This is a genomic window from Tritonibacter aquimaris, from assembly GCF_009617595.1.
Lineage (GTDB): Bacteria > Pseudomonadota > Alphaproteobacteria > Rhodobacterales > Rhodobacteraceae > Epibacterium > Epibacterium aquimaris.
Map to the genome: position 1 here is coordinate 393,833 of NZ_WIXK01000002.1, position 25,770 is coordinate 419,602.

The following is a 25,770-nucleotide window of genomic DNA, read 5'->3' on the forward strand; positions in this document are numbered from 1 at the left end:
TTCTCCAAGTCCGTTTGATTGAGTTACTGACATGTTCCGATTTGTTCTTCTAGTCGCTCTTTGCATCTTTACGCAGCCTGCTGCGCTCATGGCCGCCGGTGGTGCCAGCTTCCGCGTGCCGCAAGTGCTGGAAAAACAAGAACAAACCGAAAACCTGCAGGCCCTGCTGCCCCCCTGTTACAACACGTCCGAAGCGGGCCAGCCCTGCGTGCGGGTTCTGGCCTGTATTGGCGATGAAGGGGTCTATTTCGATGGTCAGGCCCGCGGCGAAGGGGTGGGAATCATCTTGGGGCGCACCAACACAGGTCTGCAATGTTCCGGCCATTGGGGCGCGCATGAGCAGCTTGGCGCTGGTCGGGCACGGCTGAAATGTGGGGATGGCTCGCAGTTTCACCTGAATTTTGCCTCCCGCGATGGCGACACCGGCACCACCATCAGCTCTGGCAAAGACAGCCAGGGCCGGATGATCCGCGCCTGGTCCGGGGCCAATGTGCTGCATTTCCTTGATCAGGGCGACAATATGCCTAATCTGAAATGTGGCGATCTGATGGTGCCGCTGAAAGCAACTGCCCAGGCGCAATAAGCGCGCCTGCCCCCCCATTCTGTTTTCCCATTTTTCAATAACGGTATTTGCACGCGTCCTGCGCGTTGGCCTGCTGGTGTCGCCGGTCGCTCAGGCACAAGAGGTTCTCGACCGCAGCGCGGAACTGATTTCCGAGATCTGCCCACAGGCGACTGACCTGCTGTCCTGACGCAGCAACACACAAAGAGGCTAAAAAACAAAACGCGCCAGCGGATAAACCGGGGCGCGTTTTCATGTCGCTCAGGCTGTTGTCTTTACTCAGGCCGCAGCAGCAAGACGATCAACATGATCCTTGTGAATGTATTTGCAGTCACAATAGGGGCATTCCACATAACCCACGTCCTTGGGGATTTGCAGGTAAACCCGCGGATGGCCCAGGGCTCCTTCTCCGCCGTCACAGACGACGCGATAACTATCCACAATCTTTGTTTCAGGCGCTTGCACGGTCATTGCTGGCGATCCTTGTTCTTTTCCGCTAGGCGTGATTTTCAGATGGGCGCAATTATGAGCCAAAATCAGGGGCAAGTATAGCAATGAATGACGCCGCGATCCGAATCCAATCTCTGCGCAAGACCTATGGCGGGCGCAAAGGGCAGCCGGAAAAACACGCATTGAAAGGAATTGACCTCGACGTGCCGCGCGGCTCGGTCTTTGGTCTGCTGGGGCCCAATGGCGCAGGCAAATCCACCTTGATCAATATCCTTGCAGGTCTTGTGCTGAAAACCAGCGGCAAGGTTTCGATCTGGGGCTTTGATCAGGATGAAAACCCGCGCCAGTCGCGCGCGGCCATTGGGGTTATGCCTCAGGAATTAAACCTGGATCCCTTCTTTACCCCCTTTGGCGCGCTTGAGGTGCAGGCGGGTCTTTACGGCGTGCCCAAGGCGCAGCGCAAAAGCGCACAAATCCTGCGGATGATCGGGCTTGAAGACAAAGCCGACGCCTATGCCCGCACGCTGTCTGGCGGGATGCGCCGCAGGCTTTTGCTGGGCAAGGCGCTGGTGCATCATCCCAATATTTTGGTGCTCGATGAACCCACCGCCGGGGTGGATATTGAGCTGCGCCAGATGCTGTGGGAAAATATCCGCAAATTGAACGATCAGGGCATGACCATCATCCTGACCACCCATTATCTCGAAGAAGCCGAAGAAATGTGCGACGAGATCGCCATTATCAACCAGGGTGAAATGGTGGCGCGCGACACCACGGCCAATTTGCTGGGTCGTATGGATCAACGCACGATGGTGGTGCATCCGGCTACGCCGGTTGTGGATCTGCCGCAGGGCGCGGGGATTGAATCAGAGCTGCGCGGCGATGGTGCCGTTGTGCTGCGTTACCGCAGCCAGGTGACCACCGCAGAAATGGTGCTGGAAACCGTGCGCGGTGCCGGGATTTCCATTCGTGACGTCAAAACCGAAGAGGCCGATCTCGAAGACGTGTTCCTCTCGCTGACGTCTTCGGTGGCATAACACCGCCCTGTTGCGCGGGGGGCGCACGCCCTGTAGGAAGAAATTAACCTATAAAAACAACAAGGTAGGTTTCGCTGCGAAACCTACCTTGATTGCTGCACGCGCGGTTTTTGTGTCGTGTTGATCACAGCATTGCCATTTGTTGTTGTTCTGGAACTGTGTCCAGAACAGCGCGAACAGTGGCAATAGGGCTGGGGCATATGCAGATTTTGATGGGACTCAATACGCTGAGCGCGCGGTTTTTGGGGCTGGTTGGCCTTTTGGCTGCTGCGCTGGCAATCGAAATGGAAATCCGCACGGTATTTTTCCTGGATCCCACCGCAACCTATATGGTGGCCTCCTATGTGCTCGCGATGAGCCTGCTGTTCCTGTCGCCCAAATTGCACCGCTGGACCTTGCAGCTCACCCGGCGTTTTGGCCCGCGCATCCTGCTCGCCAAAGGCTGTGGCATTTGGTTTGGTCTTGTGGCGCTGTTTCTTTTTGCCGCCCGCGATGAGGTGATCTCTCCGGCGCATCCCGAATTTCCCGCACCCTATGGTGAATTGTTGACTGACACGGTGGTGGCGCAGCTGCTGCTCTGGAGCCTGATTGTGCTGGTGGTGACGGTGTTCCCCTTTGGCCTGTCTTACCGGCTGGCCCGCGAAGAACGCGAAGAAGAGATGCCAGATCGCACAGGGGTTTCGCTGCTAAACCTTTTGTCCTGGGGGCCGCTTGTGGTGGCGACGGTGGTGGCGGCCTGGGGGCAATGGGGGATCGAGGTTGCCCCCTCCGCCGCCTATCAAGCCTGGGTGCAGGGGCGGCTTTTGCTGCTGTTGCCCGCGATTTTTGTGGCACTTTTCCTCTGGCCGCTGTGGGCCAACCACCGCCCGCGCCCGCCGCTGCATGTACTGGTGCGTGGCGTTATCTGGGTGGTGCTGTTCCTGTTTGTGGCGGGAAATCTGCTTTATGGTGTGTTGCCCTGGGCCTGGGATCTGCTGCAGCGTTGAGTAGAAAAGCTGAATAAGGGCTGCACTTGGTTAAGGTGGTTCCCCAACGGTGCCTTAGGCTGTAGAAGGCCTGTGACCAATTCATAGCCCCACAGTGCCGGAGCAATTTTATGCCAACACCTAAACCCGTTGTTCTTTGTATTCTTGATGGCTGGGGCAGCTCGGATGGGGTTGCGGCCAACGCGCCGCATCTGGCTGAGACGCCGACCTTTGATGCGATTATGGCCAAAGGTCCGCAGGCGCAGCTTATCACCCATGGTCCCGATGTTGGCCTGCCCACCGGGCAGATGGGCAACTCTGAGGTGGGCCATACCAATATTGGCGCGGGCCGGGTTGTGGCGATGGATCTGGGCCAGATCGATCTGGCGATCGAGGATGGATCCTTCTTTGATAACAATGCCTTGCAGGCGTTCATTGCGCGTCTCAAAGAAACTGGCGGTGCCGCGCATCTGATGGGGTTGGTGTCCGATGGCGGGGTGCATGGCCATGTGACCCATATCCTTGCCGCCGTAAAAGCCATCCGCGATGCGGGGGTGCCGGTCTATCTGCATGCGATGACAGATGGGCGTGATGTGGCTCCGAAATCGGCGCTGGGTTATGTTGCTGAACTTGAAGAGAAAATGGCAGCAGGTGCCAAGATCGCAACCGTCACCGGCCGCTATTACGCGATGGACCGCGACAACCGCTGGGAGCGGGTCAGCCAGGCCTATGAGGCGATGATCAAAGGCGCGGGGCAATTCACAGCGGCCAGCGCAGTTGAGGCCATCGAGGGGTCATATGGGCGCGATGAGCTGGATGAATTTGTTAAAGCCACGGTGATTGATGGCTTTGAAGGTGTCAAAGACGGCGATGGTATCTTTTGTCTTAACTTCCGCGCCGACCGCGCGCGTGAGATCCTGCGCGCCATGGGTGAGCCGGGTTTTGCAGAGTTTGAAACTGGCACCCGTCCAGAGCTCGCTGGGCTGTTGGGCATGGTGGAATACTCGGACGGGCACAACACCTATATGACCACCGCCTATCCCAAGCGTGAGATCGTCAACACCCTGGGCGCATGGGTTGCCAAACAGGGCAAGCGTCAGTTCCGTCTGGCCGAAACCGAGAAATACCCGCATGTGACCTTCTTTTTGAACGGGGGGGTGGAAACACCTTATGAAGGCGAAGACCGTTTCATGCCCAAATCGCCCAAGGTGGCGACCTATGATTTGCAGCCGGAAATGTCCGCCCCCGAAGTGACCGCAAAATTTGTTGAGGCGATCGAGGCGGGTTATGACCTGATTGTGACCAATTATGCCAACCCCGATATGGTGGGCCACACCGGCGATCTGCAGGCGGCGATGAAAGCCTGCGAAGCGGTGGATCAGGGGCTGGCACAGGTTGTGGCCGCGCTCGAAAAAGCGGGTGGTGCAATGATTGTCACCGCAGATCACGGCAACTGCGAAGTGATGGTGGACCCGGACACCGGCGGTGCCCATACGGCCCATACCACCAATCTGGTGCCGGTTGCGCTGGTGGGTGGCCCTGAAGGTGCGGCGCTGAAAAACGGCCGTCTTGCGGATCTTGCCCCGACCATTCTTGATCTGATGGGGCTGGAACAGCCTGCAGAGATGACCGGGGAGAGCCTGCTGAAATGATCTGGCGCGCGGCGCTCTTTTCCCTGTTGGCCGGTTTCTTTGGGGTCTGCGCTGGTCAGATGGCCCAGGCGCAGGATCCTGCGGCTATGGCCGAGGCTGCTGCCGCGCGTCTAGAGGCGGCAGGTGTGCAGCTTCAGGAGGCCGAGGGCGCGCGCAACCGGGTGAAAGCGCTGACCGAGACGGTGCAGGCCTATGAAGATGGGCTTGCGGCCATGCGCGATGGTTTGCGCCGGGTGGCGCGCCGCGAAACCGCGCTGAGCGCGCAGCTTAAGGCGCGCGAAGAGGAGGTTGCAGACCTTCTTGGCATTATTCAGACCATCGAAACTTCAGAGCCGCCGGTGCTGATGCTGCATCCTTCTGGTCCTTTGGGGGCGGCGCGTTCAGCGATGATGCTGGCGGAGGTGACACCGGGGGTGCAGGCGCGGGTGGATGCGCTGAAACGTGACCTTGATGAGGTGAAAACCCTGCGCCTCTTGCAGCAAAATGCGCTGGGCAGCCTGCAAGAGGGGCTGCAGGGTGTGCAGGACGCGCGTACCTCGCTATCAGAAGCCATTGCCGATCGTACTGATTTGCCGCGTCGTTTCACCGAGGATCCGGTGCGCACCGCGATCCTGATTTCATCAACCGAGACGCTTTCTGGCTTTGCTGATGGGCTGTCAGAAATCGCCGGTGGTGAGATCGCAGCTGAGACCGGTGACATCAGTGATCTGCGCGGAGAGCTGCCCTTGCCGGTGCAGGGGCTGGTGCTGCGGGGCTATGGTCAGCGCGATGCAGCGGGGATTGCGCGACCGGGGTTGTTGGTTGCAGCGCGGGCGCGGGCGCTGGTGGAAAGCCCCACCGCGGCCACGATTCGCTATCGCGGGCCGCTTTTGGATCTGGGCAATGTGGTGATTCTGGAGCCGCAGCCGGACACGTTGTTTGTGTTGTCGGGGCTTGCGGAAGTGTTTGGTGAGACCGGGCAGGTCATTCCTGCGGGCACGCCTGTGGGTTTGATGGGCGGGGAGCTGCTGCAAGCGGACGCTATTTTGTCACTAAGCGGTGAAGGGGCTGGAACTGATCGTTCAGAAACGCTCTATATAGAAGTGAGAATGGATAATAGTCCGGTGGACCCGGAAACCTGGTTCCAAACCGGCAAGAACGGATGACATTCATGAAGAAAATCGCGATGGCCGCCGTGGGCGGCACGTTGGCAGGGATCTTGGCAACCGGCTATGTGGCTGGCCCCTTGCTGGCACAAGAAGGCGCACGCGAAACCAGCGTCTATGAGCAGTTGGATCTGTTTGGTGACATTTTTGAGCGTATCCGCGTGCAATATGTCGAACAGGTTGAGGACGAAGAGCTGATTGAAGCGGCAATTTCTGGCATGCTGCAATCGCTGGATCCGCATTCCTCATATCTGCCGCCACAGGATGCCGAAGCCATGCGGGTACAGACCCGTGGTGAATTTGGCGGCCTTGGCATCGAAGTGACCCAGGAAGAGGGTTTTGTCAAAGTTGTCTCGCCAATCGATGGCACCCCAGCGGATGAAGCGGGCATCGAGGCGGGTGATTTTGTCACCCATGTGGATGGCGAAAGCGTGCTGGGCCTGTCGCTGGATCAGGCGGTTGAAATGATGCGCGGCCCGGTGGGGTCTGAGATTGTCATCACCGTTGTGCGCGAAGGCGAAGATGAGCCGTTTGATGTGTCGATCATTCGCGACACCATCAAGCTGACGGCGGTGCGGGCGCGTACCGAGGGTAAAACCGCGGTTCTGCGAGTGACCACCTTTAACGATCAGACTTTCCCCAACCTGAAAGCAGGTCTGGATGAGCAGATCGAAGCCGCCGGTGGTGTTGATAACGTCAATGGCATCGTGCTGGATCTGCGCAACAACCCGGGTGGTCTGTTGACGCAGGCGATCAAAGTGTCGGATGCTTTCCTTGAAAGCGGTGAGATTGTGTCCACCCGTGGCCGCAACCCGGAAGATGGGGAGCGGTTCAACGCAACACCTGGTGATCTGGCCGAAGGTCTGCCGATTGTGGTGCTGATCAACGGGGGCTCTGCCTCGGCGTCGGAAATTGTGGCGGGTGCGTTGCAAGATCACCGTCGTGCGATTGTGGTGGGCACCAAATCCTTTGGTAAGGGTTCGGTTCAGACCGTGATGCCGTTGCGCGGAAGTGGTGCCATGCGTCTGACCACCGCGCGCTATTACACCCCGTCGGGTCGTTCGATCCAGGCGCTGGGTGTTTCGCCTGACATCGTGGTTGAGCAGCCCCGCCGTCGCCCAGACGCCGAAGAGGAAGACGAGACCCGCAACCGTTTCCAGCGTTCAGAGGCGGATCTGCGTGGCAGTCTCAACAATGACAGCCTCACCGAGGATGAAGTGCGCCAGATCGAGGAAGATCGCGCCAAGGCCGAAGCGGCTGCGGAACTGCGGGAGCAGGATTACCAGCTGGCCTATGCCATCGATATCCTGACCGGTCTGACCGCGCTGGGGTCAGATAAGTAATCTGGGCATTAAACCGGGCAGCCCGATATAACATCAGCTGTGCACTGGCTGCACGAGACCACCCTTTGGGGTGGTCTTTTTTGTTGGAAAAGGCGCGCAAAAAAATGGTTGCCCGATTTTCGGCGTAGGAGATCCGCGGCTTGGGTTAGGGTTGGGCATGATGTTTGACCTGCCTGATTCTCAGATCCTGTATGAGGCCCTCCTGCGCCGCGACCCTGCTTATGAGGGGCGCGCCTGGGTGGGGGTGACTTCAACCGGGATCTTTTGCCGCCTGACCTGCAGCGCCCGTAAGCCGAAGTTCGAAAACACACGGTTTTATGGCTCTATTGCCGAATGCATTGATGCGGGGTTTCGTGATTGCAAACGCTGCAAACCGCTGCATCAGGCGGCGGGGGATCACCCGTTGGTCGCGCCATTGCTTGCGGCGCTGGAACGGTTTCCGGGGCGACGTTGGGGGGAGGCGGATATTGTCACCATGGGCTATGATCCATCGACCGTGCGGCGGGCCTTTAAGCGCCAGTTTGGCATGACATTTCTGGAAATGGCGCGGCAGCGGCGGCTGCGCGAAGGGTTTACCAGCCTGAAAGAAGGTGAGCCGGTGATTGCAGCGCAGATTGATGCGGGCTTTGACAGTGCCAGCGCCTTTCGCGCGGCCTTTGCCAAACGGGTGGGGCTCGCGCCCGGTGTGTTTCGCCAGGATGCGCTGCTCAAGGCGGAGTGGATCGACACGCCGCTTGGGGACATGGTCGCGATCAGCTGCGCCCATAAATTGCACCTGTTGGAGTTCTTTGATCGCAAGGCCTTACCCACCGAAGTCAAACGGTTGCAGGCCAGCCAACCCGGCGGGCTGGGGTTTGGCCGCACCGATGTCGGGGCGCAGATCAGCGAAGAGCTGCAGCGGTTCTTCAAAGGGAAGGGCGCGCGATTTGAAACGCCCTGCGCGCTGCATGGCACCCAATTTGAGCGCGAGGTCTGGCAGGTTCTGCAAGAGATCCCCGCCGGTGAAACCCGCAGTTATAGCGCCCTGGCCGAACAGATGGGCCGCCCCAATGCCACCCGTGCGGTGGCGCGCGCCAATGGGAAAAACCAGCTGGCGATCATTGTGCCCTGCCATCGGGTGCTTGCGGCCAATGGAGATCTCACCGGTTATGGCGGTGGGCTTTGGCGGAAGCGGCGGCTGATCGACGTGGAAAGAACTTATCAGGAAAGGAATGTCGCATGAGTTATGCGGATCGCGCAAAAACCTTTGCAGCCCTGCACCAACCGGGCGCGCCAGTGGTGATCTACAATATCTGGGATGCGGGCAGCGCGCGCGTCATTGCAGCGGCAGGTGCACAGGCGATTGCCAGTGGCAGCCACCCGTTGGCGGCGGCGCAGGGTTATGACGATGGGGAGAAAATCCCGCTGGAGCGCCTGTTGCAAACGGCAAAACAGATCGTCGACAGCACCGATCTGCCGGTGAGCATTGATTTTGAAGGTGGCTATGCCAGCGCCCCCGAAGAGCTGAGCCAAAACGTGGCTCGTCTGGCTGAAACCGGTGCAATTGGTCTGAATTTTGAAGATCAGATCGTGGGCGGCGCAGGGCTTTATGACATCAAAACCCAGCAGGCGCGGGTGGCGGCGGTGCGAGCAGGGCATAAAGACATTTTTATCAACGCCCGCACTGATCTGTTTTTGAAAGAACAAGACGTGGACAAACACGACGCCCTGGTTGGTGAGGCGTTGGAGCGTGCCGCAGCCTATAATGAGGCCGGGGCCAATTGTTTCTTTGTGCCGGGGCTGCGCAACCGGGATCTTTTGGCGAAACTCTGCGCCGAAAGCCCGCTGCCGGTGAATGCGTTTATGCGTGGTTTTTCACTTGAGCAGGCGCGCGACGCGGGGGCAGCGCGGGCAAGCTATGGCCCAATCCCCCATGCCAAGCTGATGGCCGTGCTTGAGGAGCATTTCAAAGCGCTGGATTAGAACACCGGATCAAAGCGCAGGCTTAGCTTGTTTCCAGACAATGGCGGCGAAACGCGCGTTTGAGCATATCAAGCTCGGCGCGCAGCAATTCCACCTCGGCCCGCAGATCATTGCTGGTCGGGGTGTCACCAATCAGGGCAAATTCACCCAGTTTGCTTTCGGTTGCTGTGTCATAAATCACAAATGTCTGCACGCCATCTGCAATGGCGTGGGGCGGGATCGGCACGTAGATGTTCCAGCTGTTGGCTTCGTCCCCTTCGGTGAGGCGCGCGTCTTTGACCAGTTCATCAAACAGGCGCACCTCAATATTGGGGCGGCCACCATAGGCGGGCTGCCCTTCGATCAGGCCTTCCCATTGGCCATTGGCAAAGCGGATTTTCTGCAGGCTGAGATCGCTCATGGCTGGCTCCGGTTAATAGGGGGCGCGCGGCAGGCGCAAAAAGGTCAGATCGCGCAGCACCACCTGATTGAGATCAGGGGTTTCAAAGATCAGATCAAGCCAGAGCTTTTCGATACGTTTTTCATTGATCTGGCTGTAGGCGAGTTCAAATTCGATGGTCTGATCTTTTTGGCCTGAATTGAATTCACGTACCAATTGTTCGGTGTTTGGGCCGTGCTGCACATTGAGACGGGCAAAGATTTCAATCGGTTGCTCGCTTTCGATGTTGCAGTTCATCCGGATCAGGTGATCGCGCGTCAGCCCGTTCGTGACATCTGCGGGCAGATCGATCACCAGGCTGAGGAAGGAGCCGCTGAATTGAAACACATCCATGCGCAGTGCAAAGGGGGCCAGATCGGCTTCGCGCAGGTTGCGCAGCTGGCGCAGGGTGATTTCGGAATTGGGGCAGTCGTGAAACAGCTGCACCTCTGAGCCCAGTTTGGCCTTGTTCTGCACCGATGACAGGCCCGGTTTCGCCAATGGGCCACGCCAGAGTTCCGGCCGCCAGGACCAGTCAGTGCCATGGGGTTTGGGAAAGCGGGTGGAGCCGATTTTGGGCAGGGCCAGACGGGATTCGCCAATGTGGATCACCTGATCCAGCTCCTGACGCAGACGATGCGCCTGAGACAGGTTGCGGCGCAGATCACCCACCGGTGCCTGACGCGCGGAGCGTGCAGCATTGCGCCAGAAACGCCAGCTTCTTTGGTGCAATATCCGGGAGAGCAACTGCCCCATCTCGACCTCAATCCGTTTTCAAATTGGGCGTTCTGCCCGGTTGGGGCCAATCTAACCAAGGTTGTGCGATGTGACAAACCACCAATCGCGCCCTAGGGGCGTCGTTTGGGGAATTTAGATGCGATATCAGAGCGTGTTTTGCGCGGGCGGCAGGCTGGGGCGCAACTTCGGGCGCAGCGCGGTTGGCAGGGGTGTACCTGCTGCGGCGGCTGTGTCTGGTTCGGAGCTGGGGCGCGAATTTGGGCCTGTTGCAGGTTGCAGCGCAGAGGTTTTGACCGGCGTTGTTGCGCGCGAGCGGGCGTGAGACTGGCGCGCCATGTCACGCAGCAATGCAGCCCCCGCACTGCCAAGGTAGTCGCTATCAGCCGGGGCATAAAGCGCCAGCGCAACCAGCCGGTCATTCAGGGCCAAAGCCCCGCGCCATTGGGTGCTGCTGGAGCCGGGAACAGCAGCGGCGGGCAGATCCAATTTGGCCAGCGGCAACAGGTTGTCGGGGTGTTTGGAAATTACCTCGGCGTTGGAAAACGCCCCAAGAATGAGATCGAGATCAGCAACCGGTGGTGTCTCCAGCGCATCCGAGATCGTGGCGGTGATCAGTGCGGTTTCGCCCGGTTCTGAACGGCGAAAAAACGAGCGCCGCTCCAACGGGTTGAGACTGTCGCAGCGCACCAGAAGCGCAAAGGCACCGCTATCGCTGCGTTCAAGGCTGCGCTGATCAAAACAAAAACCCTTGGGCGCGGCCAGAACCACGGGGCTGGCACCCAGGTTTGTGTTCAGGCGGATCTCTTTCAGCCCGTTCTGGGCGCTGCGTCCGAGATCCGCAGAACGCGACGCAAAAGACAGCCCATCAGCGGTTGAACAGCCCGCAACAGCGGCAATGGTCAGCAATGCAAACAGGCCTGTCAGTCGGCGGCGCAGGGTCTTGATCGATGCAAAAAATATAGCGCGCGCCACGTCGGTTGTCCTTCTGGTCAAATCCTTATGCCCTCTGCAATAGACGGCGGTTTGGCGCGGATCAAGCAACAGCTGCACCGGAACAAAGATCGCAGCGTCGTTTCGGCGCGGGCTTGCTCATTTGCAGCAGTTTGCGCTTGCATCAACGCGGGGATGTGGCCTTTCATGCGGGCATTATGGCTCCATCAATTTTGCTTCCCAGCCCTGAGGCCTATGCGCCCCACGAAGATCTTGTGGCCCCTGCGCGCCGTCAGCCTGCGCTGTGGCGTTTGCTGATCGGGCTGGTTCTGGTGGCGGCGATGTTGATGATCGGGGCCAATCTTTTATTTGTGCTGGCCCTATGGAGCGGTGCGGATCCGGTTACTCTGTCTGCGGGTCAAACGCCGGGCAGTATGCTTGCGGTGCTGGGTGGGTTTGCCTTTGTAAGCCTTGGGGTGATTTTTGCCGCCCGGCTGATGCAATGGCGCAGCGCGGTGAGCCTGCTGGGGCCGATGCCGCGGGTGCTGTATCAATTCCGCCGCACCTTGGTGTTTGTTGGGCTGTTGATGGTGGTGTTGATGGCGCTGCCGCCCTTTGGCATTGGCACCCCGCTAGAGCCTAATCTGCCGCTGGGGCAATGGTTGCACTATCTGCCGCTGGCGCTGATCTGTGTGCTGATACAGGTTGAGGCCGAAGAGCTGCTGTTTCGCGGCTATCTGCAACAGACATTGGCGGCGCGGTTCAATGCGCGCTGGGTCTGGATGGGGCTGCCCTCCATGCTGTTTGCCTATGGGCATTACCTGCCGCAGGAGGCGGGCGACAATGCGGTGCTGATTGCGGTTTGGGCCGGGATCTTTGGCCTGCTGATGGCAGATCTGACGGCGCGCGCGGGCAGTCTTGGCCCGGCGATCGCGGTGCATTTTGCCAACAATATCGTGGCGCTTTTGATCGTTGGCAGCCCCAGCAGCCTGGGCGGGCTGGCGCTTTATCTGCTCCCATATGAGATGAGTGACGCAGAACAGCTTCGCCCCTGGTTGATGGTGGACTTTGCGGTGATGCTGGTTTCTTGGCTGACAGCGCGTTTGGCGATCAGGGCCTGATTGCAATTGGTGCAAACTCACCTTATTTGATGGTCCAAACCGCCCCTTGTGAAGGCATGATATGAACTGGATCACCAACTACGTCCGGCCGCGGATCAATTCGATCTTCTCGCGCCGTGAAGTCCCTGAGAACCTGTGGAAGAAATGTGATGAATGCGGCGTGATGCTGTTTCATCGCGAGCTGAGCGACAACCAGATGGTCTGCACCAGCTGCAACCACCATATGCACATCACCCCGCGCGCGCGGTTTGAGGCGCTGTTTGATGGTGGTGTCTTCACCGAAGTTGAGGTGCCAGAGCCGGTTGCCGACCCGCTGAAATTCCGCGATCAGAAGAAATACCCTGATCGGATGAAAGCGGCGCAGAAAAAGACCGAAGAGACCGAGGCCATGTTGGTGGCGCGTGGTGAAATCGGGCGCACGCCAATTGTTGCCACGGCGCAGGACTTCTCGTTCATGGGTGGCTCTATGGGCATGTATGTGGGCAATGCGATCATTGCCGCTGCCGAAGAAGCCGTAAAGCTGAAGCGCCCGCTGGTGCTGTTTTCTGCTGCTGGTGGTGCGCGTATGCAGGAAGGCATCCTGTCGTTGATGCAGATGCCGCGCACAACGGTTGCAGTGCAGATGCTGAAAGAGGCCGGGCTGCCCTATATTGTGGTGCTGACCCACCCCACCACCGGGGGTGTGACCGCATCTTATGCGATGCTGGGTGACGTGCATATTTCTGAACCCAATGCGTTGATCTGTTTTGCCGGTCCGCGGGTGATTGAACAGACCATTCGTGAAAAACTGCCCGAAGGGTTCCAGCGCGCAGAATATCTGCTGGATCACGGCATGTTGGATCGGGTGATTTCACGCACCGCGATGCGCGATGAGCTGATCAAAATCATCCGTATGCTGATGAAACAGCCGCCGCAGGTGGTGGGAGATCTGCCCGCACCCACGCCAGATGAAGCGCAAAATGACGAAAGTGCAGCAGAAACTGCCGCCGACACGGCAGAACAGACCAGCTAGCGCGTCTAAACTGAGATGATTAAAGGGCCCGCCTGATTTTGGCGGGCTTTTTTGTAAGAAAGGCGGATTGCCATGACCAAACGTTCTGATGACATTCTGGCCCAGATGATGGCGCTGCACCCAAAGATCATTGATCTGACGCTGGATCGGGTCTGGCGGCTGCTGGGGGCCTTGGGTAATCCGCAGGAAAACCTGCCACCAGTGATCCATATTGCGGGCACCAATGGCAAAGGCTCCACTCAGGCGATGCTGCGCGCGGGGCTTGAGGGCTGGGGTAAATCGGTTCACGCCTATACGTCGCCGCATCTGGCGCGGTTTCACGAACGTATCCGCCTGGCGGGCACGCTGATTTCAGAGCCTGATCTGGTGGCAACGCTGGATGATTGCTACGCCGCCAATGCGGGTGAAAACATCACCTATTTCGAAATCACCACCGTGGCGGGCCTATTGGCGTTTTCACGTGTGGCTGCGGATTACACCCTGCTGGAAGTGGGGCTTGGTGGGCGATTGGATGCCACCAATGTGGTGACGCCCGAGGTTTCGGTGATCACGCCGGTCTCCATCGACCATGAGCAGTTTCTGGGCAATACGCTGGCCAAGATTGCCGCGGAAAAAGCAGGTATTATCAAACGCGGCGTGCCGGTTGTGGTTGGCCCGCAGCCGGATGAAGCCCTAGAGGTGATCGAGGCAGAGGCCGCGCGTCTTGGCGCGCCGGTGATTGCCTATGGTCAGCACTGGCACGTCTGGGAAGAGCGCGGCCGACTGGTGTTTCAAGATGATCGGGGTCTGCTGGATCTGCCTTTGCCTGCGCTTCTGGGCGCGCATCAGATCCAAAACGCCGGTGCGGCGCTGGCGGTGCTGCGCCATATGGGTGCGGATGACGTCGCCTGTGAGGCGGCGGTGGTGGGTGCCGTCTGGCCAGCGCGGATGCAGCGGTTGAAAACCGGCCCTCTTGTGGAGCGCACGGGTTCCGCTGAGCTGTGGCTGGATGGCGGCCATAACGCGGCCGCAGGCGACGCAATTGCGGCATTGTTGAAAACCCTGCCGAAACGACCGACCCATTTGATTTGTGGCATGCTCAATACCAAAGACACGGCAGGCTATATGCGCCCGCTGGCGGAGGTGGCGGAGAGCCTGATTGGTGTGTCTATTCCCGATGAGGTGAACACGCTGAGTGCAAAAGAAACCTGTGCTGCGGCGCAATCGGTTGGGTTGGACGCGCATGTGGCAGATTCTGTAGAAGACGCGCTTGCACAGATCACCGATCCTGAGGCGCGTGTCCTGATCTGCGGCTCTCTGTATCTTGCAGGCCATATTCTGCGCGAAAACGGATGACACGGGCAGGGGGAGCACTCCCGCCCGTCTTCGATCTAAAGATCTCATCCCGTTGGGCGTAGCGCCGCTTGCGCGGCGCGCCCCTCTTCACCTTTTCCGAAATACTCTGGGGTGAATTGGCGCAGCCAAGAGGGGCAAAGCCCCTTAAGCGTCCTGTCCCCAGTCCTTGTCCTGCATTTCGCGCAGACGACTGGCGGTGCGTTCAAATTCAAACACGCCTTCGCCTTCGCGGTACAGGAATTCAGGCTCGGAAGCGGCGGAACAGATTACCCGCACCCGTGCCTCGTAGAGCGCGTCGATCAGGGTAACAAAGCGTTTGACCTCATTGAAGTTTTCCCGCCCGAGGCTTGGGATGTCTTCGAGGATCAGTACTTTTACCTCAGCCGCAATGGCGAGATAATCGCCCGGGCCCAGCATTTTGCCGCACAGATCAAAGAAGCGCGCCCGTGCCACCCCATTGCGAAACGCCGGAAGTTCCACCAGACGGCCCTTAACCTCAAGCTGCAGCGGATCTGCGCTGCCGCCGCCGGACAGATCTTCCCAGATTGCCTGGATCTGCGCCCGTGCCGCGCCGTCGATCGGGGTAAAGTATACCTGCGATCCTGTAAGGCGATCCTGACGGTAGTCGGTGGGCGACACCATTTCCCAGACCTCAAGCTGTTGTTTGATCAGCTCAATGAAGGGCAAAAACAGCTGCCGGTTCAGCCCGTCCTTATAGAGATCATCGGGCACCCGGTTTGAGGTTGTTACCACCGTCACCCCGGCTTCAAACAGCGCTTCAAACAGGCGGCCCACAATCATCGCATCGGTAATATCGGTGATCTGCATCTCATCAAAGGCCAGAAGCCGCACCGATTGTGCCACTTCCCGCGCCACCGGGGCCAATGCATCTGCGGTGTTTTTCTGCCGCGCCACATGCATCTTGGCGTGGATTTCCTGCATGAAGGCATGGAAATGCACCCGGCGGCAGGGGATATCGCCCAGGCTTTCCACAAAGAGATCCATCAGCATGGATTTGCCGCGTCCAACCCCACCCCATAGGTAAAGGCCTTTTACCCTTTGCGGCTGTGCTTTGCGAAACAAGCCGCGTTTTACCGGGGTGGCTCTCAGCTCTTCGCCGATGCGATCAAACAGCGGAATAACGGCGGTCTGGGCTGGATCCGGGCGAATTTCGCCCGCGTCCAATTTGGACTGGTAGAGTGCATGAAATGTGGTCATGGCAGTGCCATAGCCTCTCGTTGCCGAGTTGAAAAGAAAGCGATGGGTTCGCGTAAGGAATTTTTAGATCACATCTTTATTTCAAAGAGGTTTAGCGTGCTAAATGTGCACAGAAGTGGGCAGCACAGACGGCAAAAGCTGCGGTGACGCGCGCATAATTGCGGCGGCACGCAGCGTCAGTTCAATTTTCCTGACTCTCACCCGCATTTTTTCTGATTTGACTGGCCGCATGTGCCGCTTAGTTTGAGCGCAAGCTTTGAAAGGACGCCAGATGACCCAATCTGCCAGCGCAGAGCGCGCCCCCTTGCCCCTGTTTACCCCGGTTTTGATCGTGGGCTGCATCATTATTATGGTCAGCTTTGCGGTGCGCGCCTCATTTGGAGTGTTTCAGATCCCCATTGCCGAGGAATTTGGCTGGGCGCGGGCAGAGTTTTCGCTGGCGATTGCCATTCAGAACCTCGCCTGGGGGATCGGCCAGCCCATTTTTGGCGCGCTGGCCGAGCGGATAGGAGACCGTAAGGCAATTGTACTGGGGGCGATTGTTTATGCAACTGGTCTGGTGCTGAGCGCAGGCGCCACCACGGCCGAGGCGATGCAGGCCTATGAATGGCTTGTGGGGTTTGGCATTGCGGGCACCGGGTTTGGCGTGGTGCTTGCGGTTGTTGGGCGCGCAAGTTCGGATGAGAACCGTTCGATGTCGCTGGCAATTGTAACTGCGGCCGGGTCTGCGGGGCAGATTTTTGGTGCGCCGACGGCGGAATGGCTGCTTTCGTTTCTCAGCTGGCAGATGGTGTTTATGATCTTTGCAACTGTTGTGCTTGCGCTCATTTTGACGCTGCCTTTGATGCGTGCACCTGCGATGGCGAGTAAGGCTGAGCTGGAAGAGAGCCTTGGCGGGATCCTGCGCAAGGCGATGAAGGATCCCAGCTATACGCTGATCTTTTTGGGGTTTTTCAGCTGTGGCTATCAGCTGGCGTTTATCACCGCCCATTTCCCGGCCTTTGTGACCGAGATGTGTGGGCCGATTTTGCCCGGAAGTATTCTGCATGGAATAGGGGTCACCAGCACCTCAGCGCTGGGGGCGGTGTCGATAGCGCTGATCGGGGCGGCCAATGTGGGTGGCACGCTGATGGCGGGCTGGGCCGGGAAGCGGTTTTCCAAGAAATACCTGTTGGCGGGGATCTATCTGGCGCGCACCGTGGTGGCGGGTGGCTTTATCCTGATGCCGATCACGCCGATGTCGGTTGTGGTGTTTTCGATCCTGATGGGATCACTGTGGTTGGCCACGGTGCCGCTGACCTCGGGGCTGATCGCGCATATCTACGGGCTGCGCTATATGGGCACGCTTTATGGGATCGTGTTTTTCAGCCATCAGCTTGGTGGGTTTTTGGGCGTGTGGCTCGGCGGGCGCATGTATGACACCTATGGCGATTACACCTTTGTGTGGTGGATTGGGGTGGCGGTTGGTGCCTTTAGCGCAATTGTGCATCTGCCGGTGCGCGAACGGCCGCTGCAGGCGGCGGCTGCGTAACGCCGGGGCGCTGCCCCGGACCCCGGAGTATTTTTAAAAAGGTGAAGAGGTTGCGTTTGCGCACAAAGTGGGCTGCGTCGCGCGAAGCGATCCCGGAACGGTTCGCCCGCGCCGCGTTAGCGGCGCGAGGCCCAACCAGATGAGATCTTCAGATCGAAAATGGGCGGGAGCACCTGGCCCTATTGCGCGTCCTCAGGGCTGAGCAGCCCTTCTGCAACCAGCCGATCCGCCCAACCTTTTGGGGTGGTGAACAGATGCGTGTGCCAGCCCCGCGCCGCGGCGGCGTCGATGTTTTCGGGGCGATCATCAGCAAAGATCAGCTCGGCACCGCGATAACCGCTGCCCTGTTCCAGATGGGCATAGATCTCAGCGTCGGGTTTGATGCATTTCAGATGGCCCGAGACATAGGCCTCGTCAAATTCAGATAGAAACTCATATTCCCCCTTGGCGATTTCAAAGGTCTCAACCCCAAAATTGGTCAGCGCCAGCACCGGAATACCCTTGGCTTTCAAGGCGCGCAGCAGGCGTACGGAATGCGGGATGCGCGGGCTGGCCATTTCCAGCCAGCGATCGTGCCACATGCGGATTTCGTCTGCCCATTTGGGGTGCGCCTCTGCCAGGGCGTAGATGGTTTCTTTCAGCGGTGCGCCACGATCCACGTCGAGATTGGCCTCATGAATGGGAACCTCGTCAAAAAACGCTGTGCGGCGTTCTTCGCCGATCTGGGTGTCATAGAATTGCTCCGGCTCCCAGGTGATCAGCACGCGGCCGAGGTCAAAGACCACCGCTTTAATTGTATCCGTCATCAAATGTCCTTTGATCGATCTGTCAGGCAGGTTGTGTTTGCCCGTGTTTGCTTTCGCGCCAGACTGAAACAAGTCCGGCGCCAATAATCAACAGCGCGCCGATCCAGACTTGCGGTTCGGGCCAGTCCTGAAACAGCAGCACCCCCCAGAGGATCGCCAGTGGCAGCGCAATATATTCAAACGGTGCAATCAGCCCGGCTTCGGCGGTTTTATAGGCGTGGCTGATCAGATAGCCGCCCATGGAGCCCGCAAGCCCCGCGCCAATAAACAGCGGCCATTCACCCGAACTGGGCCAGCTCCAGGCGCGCAGTAGAAACCCCGCGATCTCACCACCATCGCCCTGCCAGTGGCCATCACCAAACATGAGGCCGGCCAGCGCGCTCAGCAGCAAAAAGGCGCAGAGCGGATAAAATGACAGCGCCACGGTTGCATCCACCGGACCAATGCGGCGGCTGAGCACATGCATGCCCGCATAGCCGCAGGCCCCGATCAGCGGCAGCAGCGCGGCCCATTGGAAACTGTCCCCACCCGGGCGCATGATCACCAGCACGCCGAGAAACCCCACTGCAACCGCGCTCCAGCGCCAGGGGCCGACGTGTTCGCGCAGCACAAAGACCGACAGCACCGTGACAATCAGCGGGGTGGCAAAGCTGATCGCAACCGCTTCGGCCAGGGGCATGATCGCAAGCCCGGTGAAAAACGTCAGATTGGCCCCCAAAACCAGACCAGCCCGCAAAAGCTGCAGCCGGGGCCTACGGGTTCTGAGCTGGTTCATCCCGCCCGCGAGGGGTGTCAACACCATGAGCAGCAGTGCCATTGCCACCAGCGAGCGGATGAACACCACCTGATACAGCGGATAATCCGAAGACAGAAACTTGAACAGCATATCAATGATCGAAAAGCTGACCGCGCCGCCGACCGCTGCCAAAATGGCGATGAGTTTTCCTTGGTTTTCTGGGGCCATCGCAGCTGTCTTTCACCATAGGGGTGGTACACTTCATCGAAGTGGTAGGGGCTTTGCGGTGATGCATCAAGCCCTGTGAATGTGTGGGGCAAAGATCATCATTATTCCCGCGCGCCGGGTCGCTGTATCCTTGGCCCGTCAACAGCACAGAAAGACATGCGGCCATGATCACCTGTTACCTCACCTATGAGATCGACCCGGACAAACTGGCGAAATTCGAGATCTATGCAAAGGCCTGGATCCCGCTGGTGGCGCGGTTTGGCGGCACCCATCTTGGCTATTTTCTGCCCCATGAAGGTGCCAGTGATCTGGCGGTGGCCCTGTTCAGTTTTCCCTCGCTTGCGGCTTATGAAACCTATCGGGTGCAAAGCCTGCAGGACGCGGATTGCCAGGCGGCTTTTGCCTATGCGGCCCGCCATAAAATCATCCGCCGCTATGATCGGCAGTTTCTGCGTCCGGTGCTGGAGGGGGATCTACAGGCCCTGCGTGACGATCAGGATTGAGCCGCGCGCAATTCGCGTTCCAGCGCATCAAGAAACCGGGAGCGGTCGGCCTTGGTGAAACCTTTGCCACCGCCCTGTGTGCCCAAAGGGTTGGCGGCGCGCAGATCTGCCATCAGATCGCGCATCGCCAACTGCTGGCCGATATTGGCTGGCGTGAACCGTTCGCCATTGTGGCGCAGCACCCGCGCGCCTGTTTCAATGCATTTGGCCGCCAGCGGGATATCACCGGTGACAACCACATCCCCTGCGCCGCAGCGCTCAGCGATCCATTTGTCGGCCTCATCCGCGCCCTCTGACACAATCACTGTTTGCACCAATGGGTTTGGCGACGGGCGCAGCCCGCCGTTGGAGACCACATACATCTGGATCTTGTGGCGTGTGGCGACACGCTCTGCCTCGGCTTTCACCGGGCAGGCGTCCGCATCAATATAAAGCGCGCTCACTCAGCCGCCTTGGTGCTATCGGCAGCCGGTTTATCAGTGTCGCGCTTTGCATCTGATTTTTTGGCTGCGGCCTTTTTTGGCTTCGCTGCAGAGGGCACTTTGTATTCTTCCGGAATGGGCATCCGGTTGAACGCATCAAGGCCCGCGATTTTATAGGCTTCGGCCAGGGTGGGGTAGTTGAAGGTGTTTTGCACAAAGTAATCCACCGTGCCCTGCAGGTTCAGCACCGCCTGGGCAATGTGGATCAGCTCGGTTGCGCCTTCGCCAACGATCTGCACACCCAGCACTCGGCGGGTTTTGAGCGAGAACAGCATCTTCAACATGCCATGTTCCAGCCCCATGATGTGCCCGCGTGAGGTTTCGCGGAAACGGGCGATGCCCACTTCATAGGGTACATCGCGCTCTTTCAGCTCTTCTTCGGACATGCCGCAGGTGGACATTTCCGGAACCGAATAGATGCCATAAGGGAACCAGGGGCTTTCGGGGACGGTTGGGGTTTCCAGCGCGTGGCAGGCGGCAACCCGGCCCTGTTGCAGCGAGGTCGACGCCAGCGACGGGTGGCCGATCACATCCCCAGTGGCATAGATATGAGGCACTTTGGTTTGGTAGGTCTTGCGCTCTACTTCTAGGCGGCCGCGGTGATCTGTTTGCAGCCCGACCGCATCAAGGTTCAGCCGCTCGGTGTTGCCCATCCGGCCCGCTGCAAACAGCAGCATATCACCCCGGATATGGCGGCCATTGGCGAGCGTGATTTCAATATGGTCACCTTCGTCGTCAATCGATTCAATCGCAGAGCCCAGACGCAGATCCACGCCGTTTTCGCGGATCTGGTGGGTGAATTCTTCGATCAATGTGCGGTCGATGAAATCAAGGAAGGTCTCGCGCGGTTCAACCAGCGTGACGCGCACATCAAGCGCCGAGAACATGGTGGCATATTCCACCCCGATCACGCCGGCGCCCACAACAATCAACGAGCGTGGGATTTCGGCCATTTCGAGGAATTCATCCCCATCCACCACGGTTGTGCCGTTAAAGGGCACATAATCCGGGCGATAGGTGCGGGTGCCGGTGGCGATCAGGAATTTCTCGCCGGTGACACGGGTGGTGTCGCCCGCTTCGATTTCGACCTCAACCTCATTGGGCCCAACAAAATGCGCCATACCCGCAAGGGTTTCCACGTGATTGCGGTTGAACTGATGTTCCAGCACATCGACCTCATAGTCGAGCGTCATATGCAAACGCGCCTTGAGATCTTCGGCCTTGATCTGATCTTTCACCCGGTAGGAGCGGCCATAAAAGCTGCGCTCGCGCCAACCGGTGAGGTTCAATACGGTTTCGCGCAGGGTCTTTGACGGGATCGTGCCGGTGTGCACAGAAACCCCACCCAGACGATCTTTGCGGTCGATCACCAGCACCCGGCGTTTGAGCTTAGCCGCTTGAATGGCGGCGGTGCGCCCGGAAGGGCCGGAGCCGATGACAATCAGGTCGTAGTCAAAATCGCTCATATCAGGGGCTCCTTGTTAGCTGGCGTAGAGCGCGTCGGCGTGGAAGGCGACGTGCTCTTCGATAAAGGTGGATACAAAGTAATAGCTGTGGTCATAGCCCGGCTGCAGGCGCAAAGTTGCCTGTTGGCGACGGGTATTGACGGCTTCGGCCAAGGATTCAGGTTTCAGCAGATCCAGAAACTGATCCTCGGTGCCGGTATCAACCAGAACCGGCCCGGCAAAACCCTCGGTGCGCATTTGCAGCGTTGCATCATGGCGGGCCCATTTGCTTTCGTCGCTGCCAAGATAAGCGCTGAGCTGCTTGCGGCCCCAGTCGCTTGCGCTGGGGTTGCAGATTGGCGCAAAGGCAGAGACTGATTTGAACCGCCCCTTCAGGCCCATCGCCAGTGTCAGCGCACCATGTCCGCCCATCGAATGGCCGGTGATTGACTGACGCGTCATATCCAGCGCGAAATTCTCAGCAAGCAATGCAGGCAGATCCTCGGCGATATAGTCCCACATGTTGAAATGGGGGGCCCAGGGATCTTGGCTTGCGTTCACGTAAAACCCGGCGCCCTGGCCCAGATCATAGGCTTCATCATCGGCCACACCTTCGCCACGGGGCGAGGTGTCTGGAAATACAATTGCAATGCCTTGCTCGGCACACCAGGCCTGTGCGCCCGCTTTGGTCATGGCGTTTTCATGGGTGCAGGTCAGGCCCGACAGATACCAGAGCAGCGGCACCGGGCCATCGCGGGCTTCTTCGGGCAGAAACAAACCAAAGGTCATGTCGCAATTGGTGGCCGCGCTGCGGTGACGATAGACGCCCTGGGTGCCGCCAAATGCTTTGTTTTCTGAAAGGGTTTCCATGAATCGCCTCCTACCTTGGTGCCATACCGCTAACGGGCCAAAGGTGACCCGTCCAGCACATGCTTACTGACGCGGGGAGTTTTTGCGTGGAATGATTGCTTTTGTCTGAATTTGGCGGCTTAAAGCGCGGAAACCCAGGCGATCACCAGCGGCAATGTCACAATCGACGCGGCGGTTGAAAGGAAAATCGCAGCTGATGCGCGTTGTGGGGCAACGCCATAGTACTGCGCAATCATAAAGATATTGCCCGCCGCGGGCAGGGCGGCAGCGGCGATGGCAACCTGCGCCCGAAACGCGTCAACCGGAAACAGATATAGCACGCAGACCGCCATTGCGATTGGATGCACCACCAGTTTGCCAAAGCTGAGCCAGGCCGCGGTTTGCATGCGCTCGGTTGATTTCACCGCCAGCGACGCGCCAATGGCAAACAGCGCACCGGGGGTGGCGGCACCGGACATGATGTTCAGGAAATCCGCCATTGGCGCAGGCATCGGCAGCGCCCAGGCTGACCACATAAGCCCCGCGCTGATCGACACAATCAATGGGTTGGTCAACACACTGCGCAGAATGCGCCAGACCCCCGCAGGGCTGAAACTCTGCCCGCGTCCGATGGTGATCAGCACCACAATCAACGAGGAAAACACCACCATATCAATGCTGACAATCAGCATCATCGGGCCAATTGCGGCCTCTCCAAACAGGATCGCCATCATCGGCAGACCAAGAAACCCGGTGTTGCCGGTGGCAAAACACTGCGCTTCGACGGCGGCGACCGGCAGGCTGAGCTTGCGCCGATAGGCCACCAGCTGCGCCAGACCATAGGTGGCAAAGGTTGCCACCAGATAGGCCATCATCAATTCAACGTTGAAGATCTCATCAATGGATAGATTGGCCGCAAAGCGAAACAGCATCGCGGACAGGGGGAAGAAAAAAACAAATTTTGTCAGCACTGCGGTGGCCGACGCAGGCAGAAACCCGCTGCGCGCAGCCCCAAAACCCAATCCGATGATAATAAAAAAGGGCAGCGTTCTGAGAAAAACATCCAACATACCCGAGTGCTAGCGGCAAATGTGCAAAAGGCAAAGCGAGATCGTGAACTGGTTACAAAAAATGACCAATTCGGGTGAAAACACTGTGCGACCTATGCGTCTGTGCAACGCCAGAGGGGCAGAAAATAGCGATTTCAGGCTGCATCAATACAAGTTTCCTTGAGCCAGCTTGTCCCTTTTGCCTGCCTTGGCCTAAATTGGGAAAAAACGGATCAAAACGGAACACGCTATGGTCACTGACGACAGTACCCCCAGCCAGGCAGCCAAACAGGCACCATCCATCCAGCGACGGGGTCGCAAATTCGATCAGGTGCTAGAAGGCGCAAGTAAACTCTTTATGTCACAAGGGTTTGAGGCAACCAGCGTCGACGATATCGCGCGTGAAGCCTCGGTGTCCAAGGCAACGATCTATAGCTATTTCCCCGACAAGCGGCTGATGTTCAGCGAGGTCGTGCGCACCGAATGCCAGCGCCAGACCGAAGCCGCCGGTGAGCCGGTTGCACCGGGATCGCCGCCGGAAAAGGCGCTTTATCAGATCGCGCGCCAGATTATGGGCACATATATTTCAGAAGTATCGCAACAGATGTTTCGCATCTGCGTGGCAGAAGCCGCGCGGTTTCCCGAGCTGGGCAAGCTGTTTTACGAAAGCGGTCCCCTGTCTGTGCGGGCCGAGGTGCTGGCCTATCTGCAAGAGGCGCAGGCCGCGGGTCAGTTCACAATCGGCGACCTTGAATTGGCGGCGGAACAATTTGTGGAACTGTGCAAAGCGGATCTGCTGCTGAGGGCAGTGTTTCTGCATGAACGTGATTTTTCTGAAGAAGAACAAGACCGCGTGGCCCGTGCCGCAGTGGGAATGTTTCTGGCCCGTCACAGGCCAAACGCGGCGCTCTGAACTGGTGCGGTTTTGGGAAAAAGCTTGATTTATCGGCGCGGCCACCGCAGGCTAAGCATATGAGCTTTCAACAGATTGGAGCCTCTGCGCCGGATGCGCAGGTGGCCTTTGACAAGCGTGAACTGCAGGTCATTTTATCGCTCTACGGCCGGATGGTGGCCGCAGGTGAATGGCGTGATTACGGCATTTCAAACCTCAGGGATCTGGCGGTGTTTTCCGTGTTTCGCCGGACCGCTGAAACCCCACTTTACCGGATCGAGAAACGCCCCAGGCTGCGCCTGCGTCAGGGCCAGTATGCGGTGGTAGGTATGGATGGTCAGACCCTGAAACGTGGGCAGGATCTGCGCGCGGTGCTGCGGGTGCTGGAACGCAAACTCATTCGCGCGATCGACTGATCAACCAGCAGGCTGTCACGGTATAGATGATGCTGTGCATGGATGCTGGGGGGCGCGGGCCCGCAGGGCCCGCGCTGGTCGGATCGCGCAGCGATCCGAAACCCCTAAATCAGCGCAAACGGGCGAATATGCGACGTCACATCGCCATCGCCCTGCGTTTTGATGCGGGTGATTGCGGCCTCGACCCCTTCGATGGCTGTGGCCATGTGATACGCATTGGCGTGGATCAGCGTGGCTTGATCGCGCACCAGTGCCACATGGCCTTTCCAAAACAAGAGATCACCGCGCTGATATCCCTGCGTCGCGGCCGCGCCACAGGCCCGTTCCTGCTGATCACTGTCGCCCGGACAGGCCCAGCCACAGGAGAGATAGGCCGCCTGCACAAGGCCCGAACAATCGATGCCAAACCGGCTGTTGCCGCCCCAAAGATAAGGCGTGCCGAGAAAGCGCTCGGCTACTGCAACCGGATCCTGCTCTAGCGCGCTCAGCGGCCTGAGATGGGCGCGGGGCACATAGCCAAGGCTGGTCTCAACAAACCGTGCATCCGCATCATTCACCACAGTCAGCTGGCTACCAAAGCTCAGCGCCAGCTGTTCGCGGGTTTTGAAATCAGGCGCATCATAGACATGGGTCGCAGCCGCGCTGACGCAGTGGGTTGCGGCCGTATATGCGCCCAAAGTGTCCTCGCGCAGATAGCCCACATAGCTATCGCGCGCGGCCTGCACAAAGGCCCAGCCCGCGCGACGTTCATAGACGCAGACTTCTTCCCCGAGCAACAGCTGACGATCGCGCGCGCCATCAGGGTCGCGCAGCAGATCCGCCACCGGCACGCGCACGGTGGCGCGTGTGCCTGCCACGCGGGTCTGCGTGGTGATCAGCTCTTGCGGCAGCGCCGCCGCCGCCACCCGCGCGTTTCGCGGCAGCAGGCGGCGGTCTGTTATGGGC

Annotated in this window: 27 protein-coding genes; 15 read left to right on the forward strand and 12 right to left on the reverse strand. The window is 58.8% G+C overall.

All coding sequences use genetic code 11. The features are described from left to right. The first annotated feature begins 31 nt into the window (after positions 1–31). Positions 32–583 (forward strand): hypothetical protein, encoded by a 552-nt coding sequence (locus GG681_RS05455; protein WP_153545885.1) that lies wholly within the window; start codon positions 32–34, stop codon positions 581–583. Positions 584–841: 258 nt separating this feature from the next. Here GG681_RS05455 and GG681_RS05460 read toward each other — a convergent pair whose 3' ends face one another. Continuing rightward, on the reverse strand, positions 842–1,033 hold the full coding sequence (locus GG681_RS05460) for a zinc-finger domain-containing protein (protein ID WP_153545887.1): 192 nt from the start codon (positions 1,031–1,033) through the stop codon (positions 842–844). An 83-nt stretch (positions 1,034–1,116) separates the two neighbouring features. Here GG681_RS05460 and GG681_RS05465 point away from each other — a divergent pair, with 83 nt between their 5' ends. From GG681_RS05465 to GG681_RS05495, 7 genes are all read left to right on the forward strand, one after another. Further along, complete coding sequence (locus GG681_RS05465; protein WP_153545889.1) at positions 1,117–2,049, forward strand: ABC transporter ATP-binding protein; 933 nt, start codon at positions 1,117–1,119, stop codon at positions 2,047–2,049. Positions 2,050–2,261: 212 nt separating this feature from the next. Continuing rightward, a complete protein-coding gene (locus tag GG681_RS05470) occupies positions 2,262–3,035 on the forward strand; it encodes a hypothetical protein (RefSeq protein WP_153545891.1) in 774 nt (257 codons plus the stop codon). A gap of 110 nt (positions 3,036–3,145) precedes the next feature. After that, complete coding sequence (gpmI, locus tag GG681_RS05475) at positions 3,146–4,666, forward strand: 2,3-bisphosphoglycerate-independent phosphoglycerate mutase (RefSeq protein WP_153545893.1); 1,521 nt, start codon at positions 3,146–3,148, stop codon at positions 4,664–4,666. Next, a complete protein-coding gene (locus tag GG681_RS05480) occupies positions 4,663–5,811 on the forward strand; it encodes a murein hydrolase activator EnvC family protein (RefSeq protein WP_408057653.1) in 1,149 nt (382 codons plus the stop codon). Before gpmI ends, GG681_RS05480 begins: the two co-directional genes overlap by 4 nt. Positions 5,812–5,816: 5 nt before the next feature. After that, positions 5,817–7,154 (forward strand): S41 family peptidase, encoded by a 1,338-nt coding sequence (locus tag GG681_RS05485; RefSeq protein ID WP_153545895.1) that lies wholly within the window; start codon positions 5,817–5,819, stop codon positions 7,152–7,154. Positions 7,155–7,311: 157 nt separating this feature from the next. Further along, positions 7,312–8,376, forward strand: coding sequence for a bifunctional transcriptional activator/DNA repair enzyme AdaA (locus GG681_RS05490; protein WP_153545897.1), 1,065 nt, complete (start codon positions 7,312–7,314; stop codon positions 8,374–8,376). Further along, positions 8,373–9,116, forward strand: coding sequence for an isocitrate lyase/PEP mutase family protein (locus GG681_RS05495; protein ID WP_153545899.1), 744 nt, complete (start codon positions 8,373–8,375; stop codon positions 9,114–9,116). The genes GG681_RS05490 and GG681_RS05495 overlap by 4 nt, the downstream gene beginning before the upstream one ends. A 22-nt stretch (positions 9,117–9,138) precedes the next feature. Here the strand turns inward: GG681_RS05495 and GG681_RS05500 are convergent, their stop codons facing one another. The 3 genes from GG681_RS05500 to GG681_RS05510 form a co-directional block, all read right to left on the reverse strand. Then, entirely contained in the window at positions 9,139–9,516 is a 378-nt protein-coding gene (locus tag GG681_RS05500; protein WP_153545901.1) for a hypothetical protein, read from the reverse strand. A gap of 12 nt (positions 9,517–9,528) precedes the next feature. Further along, the gene (locus GG681_RS05505; RefSeq protein ID WP_153545904.1) at positions 9,529–10,290 is read right to left on the reverse strand and encodes a DUF6478 family protein; all 762 of its coding nucleotides are present in this window, start codon (positions 10,288–10,290) and stop codon (positions 9,529–9,531) included. Positions 10,291–10,416: 126 nt separating this feature from the next. After that, a complete protein-coding gene (locus GG681_RS05510) occupies positions 10,417–11,244 on the reverse strand; it encodes a hypothetical protein (RefSeq protein ID WP_153545906.1) in 828 nt (275 codons plus the stop codon). Between the two features lie 176 nt (positions 11,245–11,420). Between GG681_RS05510 and GG681_RS05515 the strand changes: the two genes are divergently transcribed. The 3 genes from GG681_RS05515 (at position 11,421) to GG681_RS05525 (ending at position 14,670) form a co-directional block, all read left to right on the forward strand. Beyond that, positions 11,421–12,323 (forward strand): CPBP family intramembrane glutamic endopeptidase, encoded by a 903-nt coding sequence (locus tag GG681_RS05515; RefSeq protein WP_153545908.1) that lies wholly within the window; start codon positions 11,421–11,423, stop codon positions 12,321–12,323. 61 nt (positions 12,324–12,384) lie between these two features. Then, a complete protein-coding gene (accD, locus tag GG681_RS05520) occupies positions 12,385–13,335 on the forward strand; it encodes an acetyl-CoA carboxylase, carboxyltransferase subunit beta (RefSeq protein WP_153545910.1) in 951 nt (316 codons plus the stop codon). 72 nt (positions 13,336–13,407) lie between these two features. Further along, positions 13,408–14,670: a bifunctional folylpolyglutamate synthase/dihydrofolate synthase gene (locus GG681_RS05525; protein WP_153545912.1), complete on the forward strand. Its 1,263-nt coding sequence runs from the start codon at positions 13,408–13,410 to the stop codon at positions 14,668–14,670. Positions 14,671–14,814: 144 nt separating this feature from the next. Here the strand turns inward: GG681_RS05525 and zapE are convergent, their stop codons facing one another. Then, positions 14,815–15,888, reverse strand: a complete 1,074-nt coding sequence (gene zapE / locus GG681_RS05530) for a cell division protein ZapE (RefSeq protein ID WP_153545914.1) — start codon at positions 15,886–15,888, stop codon at positions 14,815–14,817. A 271-nt stretch (positions 15,889–16,159) separates the two neighbouring features. Between zapE and GG681_RS05535 the strand changes: the two genes are divergently transcribed. Further along, positions 16,160–17,419: an MFS transporter gene (locus GG681_RS05535; RefSeq protein WP_153545916.1), complete on the forward strand. Its 1,260-nt coding sequence runs from the start codon at positions 16,160–16,162 to the stop codon at positions 17,417–17,419. 179 nt (positions 17,420–17,598) lie between these two features. Here GG681_RS05535 and GG681_RS05540 read toward each other — a convergent pair whose 3' ends face one another. Both GG681_RS05540 and GG681_RS05545 read right to left on the reverse strand, forming a co-directional pair. Next, entirely contained in the window at positions 17,599–18,225 is a 627-nt protein-coding gene (locus GG681_RS05540; protein WP_153545918.1) for an HAD family hydrolase, read from the reverse strand. A 22-nt stretch (positions 18,226–18,247) separates the two neighbouring features. Further along, positions 18,248–19,189 (reverse strand): DMT family transporter, encoded by a 942-nt coding sequence (locus GG681_RS05545; RefSeq protein WP_153545920.1) that lies wholly within the window; start codon positions 19,187–19,189, stop codon positions 18,248–18,250. Positions 19,190–19,353: 164 nt separating this feature from the next. Here GG681_RS05545 and GG681_RS05550 point away from each other — a divergent pair, with 164 nt between their 5' ends. Continuing rightward, complete coding sequence (locus GG681_RS05550; RefSeq protein ID WP_153545922.1) at positions 19,354–19,692, forward strand: NIPSNAP family protein; 339 nt, start codon at positions 19,354–19,356, stop codon at positions 19,690–19,692. Here GG681_RS05550 and GG681_RS05555 read toward each other — a convergent pair. The 4 genes from GG681_RS05555 to GG681_RS05570 all read right to left on the reverse strand — a co-directional run bounded on the left by GG681_RS05555 (position 19,683) and on the right by GG681_RS05570 (position 23,538). After that, positions 19,683–20,135, reverse strand: a complete 453-nt coding sequence (locus GG681_RS05555; protein ID WP_328593275.1) for a YaiI/YqxD family protein — start codon at positions 20,133–20,135, stop codon at positions 19,683–19,685. The two genes, GG681_RS05550 and GG681_RS05555, sit on opposite strands and share 10 nt — an antisense overlap. Then, positions 20,132–21,640, reverse strand: a complete 1,509-nt coding sequence (gene sthA, locus GG681_RS05560; protein WP_153545924.1) for a Si-specific NAD(P)(+) transhydrogenase — start codon at positions 21,638–21,640, stop codon at positions 20,132–20,134. The genes GG681_RS05555 and sthA overlap by 4 nt, the downstream gene beginning before the upstream one ends. Before the next feature lie 15 nt (positions 21,641–21,655). Then, positions 21,656–22,489, reverse strand: a complete 834-nt coding sequence (gene fghA, locus GG681_RS05565) for an S-formylglutathione hydrolase (protein ID WP_153545926.1) — start codon at positions 22,487–22,489, stop codon at positions 21,656–21,658. Between the two features lie 119 nt (positions 22,490–22,608). Then, entirely contained in the window at positions 22,609–23,538 is a 930-nt protein-coding gene (locus tag GG681_RS05570) for an AEC family transporter (RefSeq protein WP_153545928.1), read from the reverse strand. A gap of 229 nt (positions 23,539–23,767) precedes the next feature. On the opposite strand from GG681_RS05570, the gene GG681_RS05575 reads away from it, so the two are divergent. Together GG681_RS05575 and GG681_RS05580 are read left to right on the forward strand one after the other, a co-directional pair. Continuing rightward, entirely contained in the window at positions 23,768–24,430 is a 663-nt protein-coding gene (locus tag GG681_RS05575; RefSeq protein WP_153545930.1) for a TetR/AcrR family transcriptional regulator, read from the forward strand. Between the two features lie 59 nt (positions 24,431–24,489). Continuing rightward, on the forward strand, positions 24,490–24,825 hold the full coding sequence (locus tag GG681_RS05580) for a DUF2794 domain-containing protein (RefSeq protein WP_153545932.1): 336 nt from the start codon (positions 24,490–24,492) through the stop codon (positions 24,823–24,825). A 104-nt stretch (positions 24,826–24,929) separates the two neighbouring features. On the opposite strand, the gene GG681_RS05585 is transcribed toward GG681_RS05580, so the two are convergent. Next, entirely contained in the window at positions 24,930–25,766 is an 837-nt protein-coding gene (locus GG681_RS05585) for a C40 family peptidase (protein ID WP_408057655.1), read from the reverse strand. Positions 25,767–25,770 lie beyond the last annotated feature (4 nt).

Excerpts from the sequence above, each read along its gene's own strand:
- GG681_RS05455 (WP_153545885.1), top strand. The coding sequence starts at position 32 with ATGTTCCGATTTGTTCTTCTAGTCGCTCTTTGCATCTTTACGCAGCCT.
- GG681_RS05460 (WP_153545887.1), bottom strand. The coding sequence starts at position 1,033 with ATGACCGTGCAAGCGCCTGAAACAAAGATTGTGGATAGTTATCGCGTC.
- GG681_RS05465 (WP_153545889.1), top strand. The coding sequence starts at position 1,117 with ATGAATGACGCCGCGATCCGAATCCAATCTCTGCGCAAGACCTATGGC.
- GG681_RS05470 (WP_153545891.1), top strand. The coding sequence starts at position 2,262 with ATGGGACTCAATACGCTGAGCGCGCGGTTTTTGGGGCTGGTTGGCCTT.
- gpmI (WP_153545893.1), top strand. The coding sequence starts at position 3,146 with ATGCCAACACCTAAACCCGTTGTTCTTTGTATTCTTGATGGCTGGGGC.
- GG681_RS05480 (WP_408057653.1), top strand. The coding sequence starts at position 4,663 with ATGATCTGGCGCGCGGCGCTCTTTTCCCTGTTGGCCGGTTTCTTTGGG.
- GG681_RS05485 (WP_153545895.1), top strand. The coding sequence starts at position 5,817 with ATGAAGAAAATCGCGATGGCCGCCGTGGGCGGCACGTTGGCAGGGATC.
- GG681_RS05490 (WP_153545897.1), top strand. The coding sequence starts at position 7,312 with ATGATGTTTGACCTGCCTGATTCTCAGATCCTGTATGAGGCCCTCCTG.
- GG681_RS05495 (WP_153545899.1), top strand. The coding sequence starts at position 8,373 with ATGAGTTATGCGGATCGCGCAAAAACCTTTGCAGCCCTGCACCAACCG.
- GG681_RS05500 (WP_153545901.1), bottom strand. The coding sequence starts at position 9,516 with ATGAGCGATCTCAGCCTGCAGAAAATCCGCTTTGCCAATGGCCAATGG.
- GG681_RS05505 (WP_153545904.1), bottom strand. The coding sequence starts at position 10,290 with ATGGGGCAGTTGCTCTCCCGGATATTGCACCAAAGAAGCTGGCGTTTC.
- GG681_RS05515 (WP_153545908.1), top strand. The coding sequence starts at position 11,421 with ATGGCTCCATCAATTTTGCTTCCCAGCCCTGAGGCCTATGCGCCCCAC.
- accD (WP_153545910.1), top strand. The coding sequence starts at position 12,385 with ATGAACTGGATCACCAACTACGTCCGGCCGCGGATCAATTCGATCTTC.
- GG681_RS05525 (WP_153545912.1), top strand. The coding sequence starts at position 13,408 with ATGACCAAACGTTCTGATGACATTCTGGCCCAGATGATGGCGCTGCAC.
- zapE (WP_153545914.1), bottom strand. The coding sequence starts at position 15,888 with ATGACCACATTTCATGCACTCTACCAGTCCAAATTGGACGCGGGCGAA.
- GG681_RS05535 (WP_153545916.1), top strand. The coding sequence starts at position 16,160 with ATGACCCAATCTGCCAGCGCAGAGCGCGCCCCCTTGCCCCTGTTTACC.
- GG681_RS05540 (WP_153545918.1), bottom strand. The coding sequence starts at position 18,225 with ATGACGGATACAATTAAAGCGGTGGTCTTTGACCTCGGCCGCGTGCTG.
- GG681_RS05545 (WP_153545920.1), bottom strand. The coding sequence starts at position 19,189 with ATGGCCCCAGAAAACCAAGGAAAACTCATCGCCATTTTGGCAGCGGTC.
- GG681_RS05550 (WP_153545922.1), top strand. The coding sequence starts at position 19,354 with ATGATCACCTGTTACCTCACCTATGAGATCGACCCGGACAAACTGGCG.
- sthA (WP_153545924.1), bottom strand. The coding sequence starts at position 21,640 with ATGAGCGATTTTGACTACGACCTGATTGTCATCGGCTCCGGCCCTTCC.
- fghA (WP_153545926.1), bottom strand. The coding sequence starts at position 22,489 with ATGGAAACCCTTTCAGAAAACAAAGCATTTGGCGGCACCCAGGGCGTC.
- GG681_RS05570 (WP_153545928.1), bottom strand. The coding sequence starts at position 23,538 with ATGTTGGATGTTTTTCTCAGAACGCTGCCCTTTTTTATTATCATCGGA.
- GG681_RS05575 (WP_153545930.1), top strand. The coding sequence starts at position 23,768 with ATGGTCACTGACGACAGTACCCCCAGCCAGGCAGCCAAACAGGCACCA.
- GG681_RS05580 (WP_153545932.1), top strand. The coding sequence starts at position 24,490 with ATGAGCTTTCAACAGATTGGAGCCTCTGCGCCGGATGCGCAGGTGGCC.